Annotated in this window: 7 protein-coding genes; all 7 read left to right on the top strand. The window is 68.0% G+C overall.

The window, feature by feature from the left end; translation table 11 throughout:
- Positions 1-325 precede the first annotated feature (325 nt).
- The 7 genes from AAFF41_RS03770 to AAFF41_RS03740 all read left to right on the top strand — a co-directional run bounded on the left by AAFF41_RS03770 (position 326) and on the right by AAFF41_RS03740 (position 13,003).
- Positions 326-1,747, top strand: a complete 1,422-nt coding sequence (locus AAFF41_RS03770) for an arabinofuranosidase catalytic domain-containing protein (RefSeq protein WP_343323456.1) — start codon at positions 326-328, stop codon at positions 1,745-1,747.
- A 42-nt stretch (positions 1,748-1,789) separates the two neighbouring features.
- A complete protein-coding gene (locus tag AAFF41_RS03765) occupies positions 1,790-3,439 on the top strand; it encodes a glycoside hydrolase family 27 protein (RefSeq protein WP_425526101.1) in 1,650 nt (549 codons plus the stop codon).
- 137 nt (positions 3,440-3,576) lie between these two features.
- Positions 3,577-5,052 carry an arabinofuranosidase catalytic domain-containing protein gene (locus AAFF41_RS03760; protein ID WP_425526231.1) on the top strand — a complete coding sequence of 492 codons (1,476 nt, stop codon included), beginning with the start codon at positions 3,577-3,579 and terminating at the stop codon, positions 5,050-5,052.
- A 90-nt stretch (positions 5,053-5,142) separates the two neighbouring features.
- The gene (locus tag AAFF41_RS03755; protein ID WP_319753269.1) at positions 5,143-6,975 is read left to right on the top strand and encodes an RICIN domain-containing protein; all 1,833 of its coding nucleotides are present in this window, start codon (positions 5,143-5,145) and stop codon (positions 6,973-6,975) included.
- A gap of 143 nt (positions 6,976-7,118) precedes the next feature.
- Positions 7,119-9,527 carry a ricin-type beta-trefoil lectin domain protein gene (locus tag AAFF41_RS03750; protein ID WP_343323453.1) on the top strand — a complete coding sequence of 803 codons (2,409 nt, stop codon included), beginning with the start codon at positions 7,119-7,121 and terminating at the stop codon, positions 9,525-9,527.
- Between the two features lie 58 nt (positions 9,528-9,585).
- Positions 9,586-11,568 (top strand): alpha-L-fucosidase, encoded by a 1,983-nt coding sequence (locus AAFF41_RS03745; protein WP_343323452.1) that lies wholly within the window; start codon positions 9,586-9,588, stop codon positions 11,566-11,568.
- Positions 11,569-11,689: 121 nt separating this feature from the next.
- The gene (locus AAFF41_RS03740) at positions 11,690-13,003 is read left to right on the top strand and encodes a ricin-type beta-trefoil lectin domain protein (protein ID WP_343323451.1); all 1,314 of its coding nucleotides are present in this window, start codon (positions 11,690-11,692) and stop codon (positions 13,001-13,003) included.
- The last annotated feature ends 300 nt before the right edge of the window (positions 13,004-13,303 follow it).

Below are 13,303 nucleotides of genomic sequence, written 5' to 3'. Positions count from 1 at the left end.
GGTTCCGGCATGCCGTCATGGCGAGCTGACCAGGACAAACATGGGATGGATCGAGTTCTGATTCGGTGAGACGCGTGCGTTGACACTGTGTCAGGTGTGTGGGATCACTATGGAACATGGGATGTCTGAGTGTTCTCTGTGAGTACATTCGGGCCCGCTGGCGGGAGCGGTCGACGGACCGCCCCGGCTGGATTCCCTCGGACAGGCACGGCACTCTCTGCCCCCTTCCCCCACATCTTCGAGGAACAGAATGCAGCCTTCATCCGTTTCGCCCCGGAACCCCGCTCGTAGACCACGCTTGTCGGCAACCGCCGCCGTATGCGTGATGGCACTGCTCACCGTCTTGCTGGCGACCGCGCCGACCTGGTCGGTATCGGCACCTGTGGCTCCCCTGGTGGGTTCGGCGTCGGGGCGGTGCCTGGACGTCAAGGGCAACGTCGACACGCCGGGTACGGCGTTGGACATCTGGGACTGCAACGACCAGGTCAATCAGGCGTTCGAGTTCACGTCGGCGGGTGAGCTGAGGACGATGAACGGCACCCGGTGCGTGGACACCTACGACAACCAGACGGCTCCCGGAGCCCCGGTGGTCATCCGGTCGTGCGACGGGCGGCCAACCCAGGTGTGGCGACAGAACTCCGACGGGTCCGTCACCGGTGTGGCGTCCGGATTCTGCCTGGACGTCAACGGAGCGGGCACGGGCAACGGCACCGCGGTCATCCTGTGGACCTGCAACGGCCAGAGCAACCAGAAGTGGAGCACCCCGACACCTCCGCCCAGCGGATCGGGCCCGTGCGACATCTACTTCGCGGGCGGTACGCCCTGCGTGGCCGCGCACAGTACGGTGCGGGCGCTCTACGGTTCGTACAACGGCGCCCTGTACCAGGTCAGGCGTTCCTCGGACAACGCGACCAGGGACATCGGTGTGCTGACGCCCGGCGGCTTCGCCGACGCGGCGGCGCAGGACTCGTTCTGCGCGGGGACCTCGTGTGTGATCACGGTCGTCCGCGACCAGTCCGGACACGGCAACGACCTGTGGTACCAGGGCTCGGCCCAGGTCTCGGGATCGAGTCAGAGCAGCCCCGCGAAGGCGACCTCCGAGTCGCTGACCGCAGGGGGCACCAAGGCGTACTCGCTGTACATCAATCCCGGGAACAGCTACTGGCGGGACGGTCACCTGACGGGCGTGCCGGCCGGCGCCGCACCCGAAGGGGCGTACATGGTCACCAGTGGCACTCACGTCAACAGTGGCTGCTGCTTCGACTACGGCAACAGCGAGACGACCAGGAAGGCCGACGCCGCCGGGGCGATGGACGCGATCAACTTTGGTACCGAGTGCTGGTTCGGCGGCTGCGTCGGCAGCGGCCCCTGGGTGCAGGCCGATCTCGAGTGGGGCCTGTACTCCGGCGGCAGCCAGTCCTGGAACACCAACCAGCGTGCTTTTCCCAGCAAGTTCGTTACCGCGATGCTGAAGAACAACGGGACGTCGAGGTTCGCCCTCAAGGGCGCCAATGCGCAGTCCGGCGGCCTGACCACCCTGTGGGACGGCGGGCTTCCGGACGGATACAGCCCCATGAAGAAACAGGGAGCCATCGTCCTGGGCAGCGGCGGCGACTGCTGCAAGCCCGGCGGCGGCGCCAACCTGAGCGCCGGCACCTTCTACGAAGGGGCGGTAGTCGCCGGCTATCCCTCCGACGCGACCGACAACGCGGTGCAGGCCAATATCACAGCCGCCAACTATCGCTGAACTCCGCGAAGCTCCCCAACTCATCCCAGGAGTCGATGACTTATGCCCATGACCACTGCGAGAGCCAGGGGTCTTCGGCCGCTGTCCACGCTGCTGTCCCTGCGCAGAACCCTGGCGCTCACCTTCTCGGCCGTGCTGCTCACCGCGGCGGCCCCCCTCCTTTCCCTGAGCACGGCGCAGCCCGCCGCCGCGCTCGGCAACGGGCTGGCGCTGACCCCGCAGATGGGCTTCAACGACTGGAACGCGTACGGCTGCAACGTCTCCGAGTCGCTGATCAAGTCCACCGCGCAGGCCATGCACACGAACGGCATGCAGGCGGCGGGCTACTCGTACGTCAACATCGACGACTGCTGGATGACCCACAACCGCGATACCGGCGGCCACTTGGTGCCGGACCCGGCCAAGTTCCCCGACGGCATCAAGGGCACCGCGGACTACGTGCACTCGCTCGGGCTGAAGCTGGGAATCTACGAGGACGCCGGCACCGCGACCTGCGCGGAGTATCCGGGCAGCCTGGGGCACGAGACCACGGACGCGCAGTCGTTCGCGTCGTGGGGCGTGGACTATCTGAAGTACGACAACTGCAACAACACCGGGGCGCCGGCGCGGACCCGGTACACCACGATGCGGGACGCCCTGGCGGCCACCGGCCGGCCGATCCTGTTCAGCCTGTGCAACTGGGGCCAGGAGAACGTGTGGACCTGGGGCGCGGGCGTGGGCAACAGCTGGCGCACCACCGGGGACATCAGCCCGAGTTTCTCCAGCATGCTGTCGATCTTCCACAGCAACGTGGGACTGGCCGCCTACGCCGGACCCGGCCACTGGAACGACCCGGACATGCTGGAGGTCGGCAACGGCTCGATGACGGCCACCGAGAGCCGCAGTGAGTTCAGTCTGTGGGCGGAGATGGCCGCGCCGCTGATCGCGGGCACCAACATCCCCTCGGCCAGTGCGGACACCTTGTCCACTCTGACCAACTCCCGAGTGATCGCGGTCGACCAGGACCCACTGGGCAAGCAGGGCACCACGGTCTCCTCCTCGGGCGGCCGGGACGTGCTGGCCAAGCCGCTGGCGGGCGGGGACGTGTCGGTGGCGCTGTTCAACGAGACGGATTCGACCGCGACCGTCACCACCACCGCGGCCGCGATCGGGAAGACCGGGGCGTCCGCTTACACGCTGACCGACCTGTGGTCGGGGGCGGTCTCGACCACCTCGGGCACGATCAGCGCCTCGGTGTCGGCGCACGGCACGGTGATGTACCGGGTCGCGGGCGGCACCAGCGGCGGCGGCACCAGCGTGACCGGTGAGCTGCACGCGGTGGGTTCGGGCAAGTGCCTGGACGTACCGAACTCCACCACGACCGCCGGCACCCAGGTGGAGATCTGGAGCTGCAACGGCGGGGTCAACCAGATATGGACGCACTCCACGCCCAACCAGCTCACCGTCTACTCCGGCAGCGGCCAGATGTGCCTGGACGCCTACAACAACCAGACCACGCCGGGGACGAAGGTGGAGATCTGGCCGTGCAACGGCCAGAGCAACCAGCAGTGGACGCTGAACTCCAACGGGACGATCACGGGTGTCCAATCCGGCCTGTGCCTGGACGTCACCGGAGGGGCCACGGCTGACGGAACCCTCGCCGAGCTGTGGACCTGCAATGGCAGCAGCAGCCAGCGATGGACGCTGGCATGACTCCCCCCTCGCCTCGGTCACCGGCAGCTTCGGTGCCGTCGTGCGGTGGCACCGCCACAGAGGAGGTCTCCTTGCCCGGATCAGCAACCGATCGCAGACGAAGGCGATTCCCGGCCGCGCTCCTGATCGCCCTTGCGATGGCCCTGGCCGCGTTGGGCACACCGGCGTTCGCCACATCCCCGCCGACCGGTACGCCCGCCGCCGTGCACCCGGCGACCCCGCCGACGAACGCGTCTGCGGCCGACGCGTCGCTTCCGTGCGACATCTATGCCGCGGGCGGCACGCCGTGTGTGACGGCGCATGCCACGACGAGGGCGCTCTTCGCGTCGTACAACGGGCCGCTGTACCAGATCCAGCGGTCCTCCGACCGCAGCTACCACGACATCGGGGTGCTCGGCGCGGGCGGGTACGCCGACGCCGCGTCCCAGGTGTCGTTCTGCGCGGGCACGTCGTGCACGATCACGAAGATCTACGACCAGACCCCCAGACACAACGACCTGCCGATCTCCTGGGGCGGCTACTGGAAGGGCCCCGGCCCGAATGGATCCGACGTGGGGGCCGACGCCATGACTCTGCCGGTGACCGCGGCCGGCCATCAGGTCTTCGGCGTCAAGGTCACTCCCGGTGTCGGCTACCGGATCGACCACGCGAGCGGCGTGGCCACCGGATCCCAGCCCGAAGGCATCTACATGGTGACGTCGTCGAACTACACGAACCAGTGGTGCTGCTTCGACTACGGCAGCGGTGAGAACTCCCACACCGACACCGGCAACGCCACCATGAACGCCATCTACTGGGGCAACGCCTGCTGGTTCGGCGGCTGCACCGGCAGCGGCCCCTGGGTCGAGGCCGACCTGGAGAACGGCATGTTCCACACCAACGCCGGCTCCAACAAGGACCTGAACAATCAGGGCGTGCACTATCCGTTCGTCAGCGCGTGGCTGAAGAACAACGGCACCAGCAACTTCACGCTCAAATACGGCAACGGCAGCAGCGGTGGTCTGACCACCACCTTCTCCGGTCCCCTGCCGAACGGCTACTCACCGATGAAGGTGGACAGTTCGGTCCTGCTCGGCACCGGGGGCGACAACAGTCCCAATGGCGTGGGCGAGTTCTTCGAAGGCGCGATGACGGCGGGCTATCCCTCCGACGCCACCGAGAACGCCGTGCAGGCCGCCATCACCGCCGCCGGCTACGGGGTGGGCGGCGGCGGTGGCACGACGGGTGCGCTGCACGCGGTGGGTGCGGGCAGGTGTCTGGAGGTGCCGGGCTCGTCCACGCCGCCGGGTACGCAGACACAGATCCGGGACTGCGCCGGTGCGGCGAACCAGACCTGGTCGAAGACCGCCTCCCAGGAGCTCACCGTGTACTCCGGCGGCAGCCGGCTGTGCCTGGACGCTTCCGGGCGGGGCACCAGCTCCGGCACCAAGGTCATCACCTGGACCTGCAACGGCCAGAGCAATCAGCAGTGGACGCTGAACGCCAACGGCACCATCACCAGCGCCCAGTCCGGCCTGTGCCTGGACGTCACCGGCGCCGCCACCGCCAACGGCACCCCAGTGGAGCTGTGGACCTGCAACGGCCAATCCAACCAGCAATGGTCGCTGAGCTGACCCGGTGAGGGACCCGCACTCGACTCCGGGGCGTCGCCCCCGCATGTCGCCGCGCCGCAGCGCAGCGGCACCCAATCGCAGGAGGAACGGATGAGGACGAGAGCGAGACCCAGCCGTCCGGCACTGGTGGCCGGCATCGTCCTGGCACTCGTGCTGTCGCTGCTGTCGACGTCCACGAGCCAGGCCGCCTCGGCCACGTCGCTGAGCGTGAACCTGGCGTCGCCCCGGGGGCCGTCGACCGGCGTGGGGGAGGGGTTCCTCTACGGCATCAGCGAAGACGGCAGCCAGCCCGTAGCCCAGTTCCTTCAGCCGCTGGGGATCAACGCGTTCCGCGGCGGCGGATGGTTCTCCGGCGGCTGGATCAGGGACGGCTACCAGTACGGCTCGGCCACCCGGGCCGACGTCGACTCGATCATCGCGCAGGCGAAACGGCTCACCCGGCCGCCCTATCACGCGCAGTACCAGGTGCTGGTGAGCGACATCTACGGCGCGAACGGCGGCCAGCCATCGAACACGATGTACCCGTGCAACAACGGCGACTGCTCCAACTGGATCGACTTCATCGACTCCACGGTGGGAGCGCTCCAGGCTTCGGGGCTCACTTACTCCTACGACATCTGGAACGAGCCGGATATCTCCGCCTTCTGGACCCGCGGTGTGAACAGCGCCCAGTACTTCCAGATGTGGGACACCGCCTACCGGGAGATCCGGCGCATCGCCCCCGGTGCGCAGATCGTGGGGCCGTCACTCGCGTTCACCCCGCAGCGCAACCCGGGTGAATGGCAGACCTGGCTCACGCACGTGAAGGCGGCCGGGACGGTGCCGGACATGATCACCAACCACAACGAGGGCGATGTCGACGACCCGGTCACGGTCGCGCAGAGCCTCGACAACGCACTGAGCTCGGCGGGTATCGGTCCGTTGCCACTGTCCTCGAACGAGTACCAGCCGGCCGACCGGCAGACCGCCGGGGTGACGGCCTGGTACCTGGCGCGGTTCGCGCTGTCCGGGTACGCCAACGCGATGCGCGGCAACTGGGTGTGCTGCGTCACCCCGAACCTGACGGGAGTCCTCACCCAGAGCGGGGGCAGCTGGCAGCCGACCGGCAACTGGTGGGCCCTTCGGGACTACGCCGACATGACCGGCACCCTCGTCGACACCTCCGGCCAGGTCGGCTCGACGGCGATCTCGGCCTCCGAGGACTCCGCCAACAAACGTGCAGTGGCCGTCATCGGCGACTCGAACGGGTACACCGGCGCCGCGTCCGTGACCTTCAACGGGCTGTCGTCCGTACCCTGGCTGACGAACGTCGGCAGCGTGCACGTCACCGTCCACCGCATCCCGGACCAGGCGCCGCTCGGTGCGCCGCAGACCGTGTACGACCAGAACGTGAGCGCCTCGGGCGGCTCGATCACCGTGCCGTTCACGTTCCAGGGTTCGCACGACGCGTTCGCCGTCTATCTGACACCGGCCTCGTCCGGCGGCGGAGGCTTCCCGGACGGCTACCACCAACTCGTGGTCGCCAACAACAACTTGTGCCTGGACGTGTACGGCAACTCCGGCAGCGCGGGCGCCGCGATCGACCAGTGGACCTGCAACGGGCAGAGCAACCAGCAGTTCCGGTTCGTGCCCGCCTCGGGCGGCTACGGCGAACTGCGGGCGCAGAACTCCGGCCTGGACGTGGCGGTAGCCGGCAGTTCCACGGCGGCGGGCACCCCGGACATCGTCCAGCAGGCCACCGGCGCGGCGGCGGGCAGCCTCTGGCTGCCCATGCGGCAGCCCGACGGCTCCTACGACTTCCAGAACAAGAACAGCGGTCTGTGCCTGGACGGCTACGGAGCCGGCAGCAACCTGGGGCAGCAACTGGACCAGTGGCAGTGCAAGAACACGCCCGGCACGAACCAGGACTTCATCCTCCGCTGACTGCGGCTCCACGGGCGCCGGCCCGCGAGCGACCTTCGGCAACCGTGGAGCCACGGCCGCCACGAGCAGCACAGCCATCGCGACCCTTGGCCGGACCGCCCCGGCGGCCACGGGACACCTCCGACCTGCGAAAGGAACTCACTGTGTCAGCATTCAGCCGGCTGTTCCGGCGCCTGCGCGCCTCGACGGCCGTGCTCGCGGGCCTCATCCTGACCGCCGGCGGCATCGTGGGCACGGCCGCCGCGCCGGCCCAGGCCGCCACCTCCATCACGATCAACGGCGCGTCCGGCGGCCGGACCTTCGACGGCGTCGGCGCGATCAGCGGCGGGGGTGGCAACAGCAGACTCCTGATCGACTATCCCGAGCCCGAGCGCAGCCAGATCCTCGACTACCTGTTCCGGCCCGGCTACGGCGCCTCCCTGCAGATCCTCAAAGCGGAGATCGGCGGTGACACCAACTCCACCTCGGGGGCCGAGCCCAGTCACCAGCACACCCGGTCCGACCTGAACTGCGACCGGGGCTACGAATGGTGGCTGATGGAGCAGGCCAAAGCGCGCAACCCGGACATCAAGCTGTACGGGCTCGCCTGGGGTGCGCCCGGCTGGATCGGCGGCGGGAACTTCTGGTCCACCGACATGACCAACTACCTGCTCTCGTGGCTGGGCTGCGCCAAGCAGCACGGGCTGAGCATCGACTACCTCGGCGGGTGGAACGAGCGAGGCTACAGCGTCTCCTGGTACCAGCAGCTGCGCGGCGCGCTCAACAGCAACGGCTACGGCAACGTCAAGATCGTCTCCGCTGACTCGGACTGGGCCGTGGCGGGCGACATCAACTCCAACCCGGCGTTCGCCGCCTCGGTGAGCGTCATCGGCACGCACTATCCCTGCGGCTACCGGTCGTCCCAGTCCGACTGCTCGGTGCCGTCGGTCGCCACATCGTCGGGCAAGACGCTGTGGGCGAGCGAGAACGGCTCGGACGACTACAACGAGGGAGCGCAGGCCATGGCCCGCGGCATCAACCGCGGATACATCGACGGACGGATGACCGCGTACCTCAACTGGCCGGTGGTCGCCGCGATCACACCCAACCTCCCGTACCCCACCATGGGGCTCGCCCTGGCCTCGCAGCCGTGGTCAGGCTCGTACTCGATCGGCAAGAACACCTGGGTGATGGCACACACCAGCCAGTTCACCGCCCCGGGGTGGCGGTACCTCGACGCCTCCAGCGGCTACATCGGAGGCAACCGCAACAACGGCAGCTACGTCTCGCTCAAGTCAACCAACAACTCCGACTACTCCACGGTCATCGAGACGATGGACGCGGGCAGCGCCCAGACGCTGAACTTCAACATCACCGGGGGGCTGTCCGCCAAAACCGTCCACGTCTGGTCCACCGACGTCACTTCCGGAAACCCGGCCAACTACTTCGTGCACGCCACGGACGTCACCCCGTCCGGCAGCGGTTTCAGCCTGACCGTACAGCCCGGACACATGTACACCCTGACCACCACGACCGGACAGGGCAAGGGCACCGCCGCCGGTCCCGGACGTGGCACGCTGAGTCTGCCGTACAGCGACTCCTTCGACGGCTACGCCACCGGCACCGAGGCGAAGTACCTCATGGACTGGCAGGGCGCTTTCGAGGTGGCGGTCTGCGGCGGCGGCCGCAGCGGCAAGTGCGTGCAGCAGATGAGCCCGCAGAAGCCGATCACCTGGGACGCGCTGTCCGATCCGCACGCCCTGCTCGGTGACGTGAGCTGGAGCAACTACACCGTCTCGTCCGAGATGATGCTCGAACAGCCCGGATACGCCGAGTTGATCGGCCGTGCCAACGCACAGGACTACAGCAGCACCGGAGGGCTGAACGCCTATCACCTGCGGGTGAGCGACACCGGGGCCTGGTCGATCCTGAACTCGAACACCAACGGCAACGTCACCACCCTGGCCAGCGGCACGACCACGGCGCTGGGCACCAACCGGTGGCACCCCCTGGCCCTCACCTTCTCCGGCACCGGCATCACCGCCGTCATCGACGGTGCCACGGTCGGTTCCGTGAACGACCGCACCTGGGCAGGCGGGCAGGTCGGCTACGCGACCAGCCAGGGCGAGACGGCGCAGTTCGACAACCTGTCCATCACCCCCGGCAGCGGCGGAAACAACGGCGGCACGACCGGCGCGATCGTCGGGGTCGGTTCCGGCCGGTGCGTGGACGTGCCGAACCAGTCGCAGACGGCCGGTACCCAGGTGGAGCTGTGGGACTGCAACGGTGGCAGCAACCAGCAGTGGACGGATACCTCGGCCGACGAGCTGCGGGTCTACGGCAGCGACTGCCTGGACGCCTCGGGCCAGGGCACCAGCCCCGGTACCAAGGTGGACATCTGGGACTGCACCGGCGGCAACAACCAGAAGTGGACGATCCATCCCGACGGCACGATCACCGGTGTCCAGTCCGGCCTGTGCCTGGACGCCACCGGCGCGGGAACGGCCAACGGCACCTTGCTGCAGCTGTGGACCTGCAACGGGAGCAGCAACCAGAAGTGGACGCGCGGTTGATCCCGTGACCGCTGACGCTCTTCCTGAGCCCCCCGCCAACCCTTCTGAGAGGCCCCACATGACTTCCTCGCCACTCCCGCTCAGCCGACGCCGACTGCTGGCGGCGGCCGGCGCGGCCACGGCCTTCGGCCTGCTGCGGTTCGCCCCCGAAGCCGCCGCCACCGACGGTCCCGGAAGCTACACCGCGAGTTGGTCCTCCGTGGACCAGCACCCCCCGGCCCCGGCCTGGTTCCAGGACGCCAAGTTCGGCATCTACTACCACTGGGGCGTCTTCAGCGTCCCCGCGTTCGGGAACGAGTGGTATCCGCGAAACATGTACATCGGCGGCTCGGCCGAGAACCAGCACCACGTCGCCACCTACGGCGACCCCTCGGTATGGCCGTACAACAACTTCATCGACGGTGCCCGCGACAAGGCCGGAAACTACGTGCAGTTCGCCCCGAAACTGGCCTCCCAGGGCGGCAAGTGGGATCCGGACGCCTGGGCGCAGCTGTTCAAGGCCGCGGGCGCCAAGTTCGCCGGACCGGTCGCCGAGCACCACGACGGCTTCTCCATGTGGAACAGTCGCTCCAACCCGTGGAACTCGGTCCAGCACGGCCCCAGAATCGACCTCGTGGGGCTGCACGCGCAGGCCATCCGCGGGCAGGGGCTGAAGTTCATGGCCTCGCTGCACCACGCCTACCACTTCAACGGCTTCTTCGACCACGTGCCGTCCCAGTCGGACGCGACGCTCCGCATTCTCTACGGCCAGCAGGGCTCGGCCGCGGAGAACAAGCTCTGGTACGACAAGCTGGTCGAGATCATCGACGGGTACCAGCCGGACCTGGTCTGGCAGGACTTTGACCTGGGCCTGGTGCAGGAGTCGTACCGGCTCCAGTTCCTCGCGCACTACTACAACCAGGCGGTCTCGTGGAACAAGGACGTGGCCGCGACCTACAAGGACGGCCTCGACAACAAGGGTGAGGTCTTCGACTTCGAGCGAGGCGGCCCGGCAGGGCTGCTCACCCCCTACTGGTTGACCGACGACAGCATCTCCTCCTCCAGCTGGTGCTACACGGTGGGCATCGGCTACTACTCGACGCAGGCACTGCTCCACTCGCTGATCGACCGGGTCAGCAAGGGCGGCAACATGCTGCTGAACATCGCACCGATGGCCGACGGCACCATCCCCTCCGGGCAGCAGTCCATCCTGCTCGGCATGGGCGACTGGCTCGGCCGCTTCGGAGAGGCGGTCTACGCCACCCGCTCCTGGGCCAGTTACGGCGAGGGCCCCACCAAGATGGGCGGAGGCTCGTTCAGCGGACCGGTGGCCGGCAAACCGCAGGACATCCGGTTCACCCGCAGCCGGGACAACAAGGTCCTCTACGCCACCGCGCTGGGCTGGCAGGGCGGCACCATGACCATCACGACGCTGAACTCGAGTCAGATCAACCTCAGCAGCCTGACGGGCGCGAAACTGCTGAACAACACCGCCGGCACCTACATCGACCTGCCCGCACCGACCCAGGATGCTTCCGGCCTGCACCTCACCATGCCCTCGTCCAACCCGCCGTTCAACGCCCTGGCGTACACAGTCAAGCTCACCTTCTCCGCTGAGATCCCCGTCCTGGGCGCGCCGGGCGGGTCCAGCACCTGGGTCAAGATCGCCAACGTGACCAGCGGACTGGTGCTGGACAGCGGGGGCAACGTCGCCTCCGGCTCCAACCTCAAGCAGTGGAACTCCGACGGGAGCAGCAACCTGCAGTGGCAGCTGATCGACCTCGGCAACGGCTACTCCCGCATCATGAATCGCACCAACGGCATGGCTGCCGACAGCTGGGGCAACTCCGCCAACGGCGCACCCGCCCGCCAGGGGGCGTGGAACGGCGGCAACAACCAGCAGTGGTCGCTCAACAGTCTCGGCGGCGACCGCTATCAGATCGTCAATCGGGGCACCGGCACCGCCCTTGACGGCAGCGGCACCACCACCGTCGGCTCCACCACGGTGATGTGGACACCGAACTCCAGCACCAACAACGAATGGACCATCACCGCCGTCTGAACCGCCGCCTCATTCGTCGCGGTGTCACCGCCGCACACAGCGCCCCTCCCCAACCGGCCGGCGCTCCCTGCCCATCGCCCGACTACGGAAGAAGGAATGGATGAAACGCAAACCGCTCTTAATGTCCATCGTGGCCGCGGTACTTCTCGTACTCACAGCTGCGGGAACCTCGTTCAGCAGCGGCCTCGGCCCGCCCACGTCGGCCACGACCACCGGCGCCCTCAGTCCGACCGCCGGCTGCGGCAAGGCCCCCACGCTGACGAGTGGCACACACACGATTCAGAGCGGCGGCCAGACCCGGAGTTACATACTGCGGGTCCCCGCCGGCTACGACAACAACCACCCCTACCGGCTGATCTTCGGTTTCCACTGGCGGGGCGGCACGGCCAACGACGTCGACTCGGGCGGAACGGACGGTTACAACTGGTCCTACTACGGCTTGCGGCGCCTGGCGGACAACGCGAACAACAGCACGATCTTCGTCGCCCCCCAGGGCAACGGCAACGGCTGGGCCAACCCCGGCGGCCAGGACGTGGCCTTCGTCGACGCCATGGTCAGCCAGCTCGAAGCGGGTCTGTGCGTCGACACCACCCAGTTGTTCTCCGCCGGCTTCAGCTACGGCGGCGCGATGTCGTACGCCCTGGCCTGCTCACGAGCGACCGTCTTCCGTGCGGTCGCGGTCTACTCCGGCGCGAACCTCAGCGGGTGCAACGGCGGGACTCAGCCCATCGCCTACATGGGTCTGCACGGCCTGAGGGACAACGTGCTGTCCATCTCATCGGGACGGGAACTGCGCGACACGTTCGTCCAGGCGAATGGCTGCACCCCGCAGAACCCGCCCGAGCCGGCCAATGGAAGCCTGACGCACATCATCACCACCTACTCCGGATGCAGGTCCGGATACCCCGTCGTCTGGGCCGCGTTCGACGGAGCGGGCCACGATCCCGGTCCCATCGACGGCTCCACCGGTGACGGCTGGCGCACCTGGACGTCGGCAGCGGTGTGGCAGTTCTTCACACAGTTCGGCTCGAATTCGCCACCGCCGTCCGGCAACCAGGAGATCGTCGGCCAGCAGTCGGGGCGCTGCCTGGACATCAACAACTTCACCACGACCAACGGTACGCAGGCACAACTGTGGGACTGCAACGGCGGCTCCAACCAACGGTGGACCTACACCGCCGGAAAGCAGCTCGTTGTCTACGGCAACAAGTGCCTGGGCGTCGGCCAGACAGCGGGCAACGGCACCCCGGCGGCGATCTGGGACTGCAGCGGGCAGGCAGATCAGCAATGGAACGTCAATCCGGACGGCACGATCAAAGCAGCACAATCGGGGCTCTGCCTGGACGCCAGCGGCCAGGGGACCGCCAACGGGACGAAAGTCCAGCTATGGAGTTGCACGGGCGGTGCGAACCAGCACTGGAGCCTGCAGAACTGACACACCGGGGTCAGGCCCGCACGGCACCGTGCGGGCCTGACCCGCAGACCTCGACGCACGCCAACCCGGAACCGCGCAGGCTCGGCTACCGTGAACGCCCATGCCCGCAGGCGACGTTCGCCGAACAGGTCGACGGACTGACCTTCCGGCACGGGCGGCGACGCGCCGCCCGGCGCCCAGCGCGGCGTGCGCTTTCCGTACGGCGGACGGGTTCGTGGCCCTTTCTGGGGCGGGCCGCCCGGTTGGCTGCCGGTGACTCACTTCTGGAGGCCGCGCGATCAGCGACGCGGGACTGCCCTT

Origin of the sequence: Streptomyces mirabilis, assembly GCF_039503195.1 — a bacterium.
Classification (GTDB): domain Bacteria; phylum Actinomycetota; class Actinomycetes; order Streptomycetales; family Streptomycetaceae; genus Streptomyces; species Streptomyces mirabilis_D.
This window is presented reverse-complemented; position numbering and strand designations above follow the sequence as displayed.

Excerpts from the sequence above, each read along its gene's own strand:
- AAFF41_RS03745 (WP_343323452.1), top strand. The coding sequence starts at position 9,586 with ATGACTTCCTCGCCACTCCCGCTCAGCCGACGCCGACTGCTGGCGGCG.
- AAFF41_RS03765 (WP_425526101.1), top strand. The coding sequence starts at position 1,790 with ATGCCCATGACCACTGCGAGAGCCAGGGGTCTTCGGCCGCTGTCCACG.
- AAFF41_RS03770 (WP_343323456.1), top strand. The coding sequence starts at position 326 with ATGGCACTGCTCACCGTCTTGCTGGCGACCGCGCCGACCTGGTCGGTA.
- AAFF41_RS03755 (WP_319753269.1), top strand. The coding sequence starts at position 5,143 with ATGAGGACGAGAGCGAGACCCAGCCGTCCGGCACTGGTGGCCGGCATC.
- AAFF41_RS03740 (WP_343323451.1), top strand. The coding sequence starts at position 11,690 with ATGTCCATCGTGGCCGCGGTACTTCTCGTACTCACAGCTGCGGGAACC.
- AAFF41_RS03760 (WP_425526231.1), top strand. The coding sequence starts at position 3,577 with ATGGCCCTGGCCGCGTTGGGCACACCGGCGTTCGCCACATCCCCGCCG.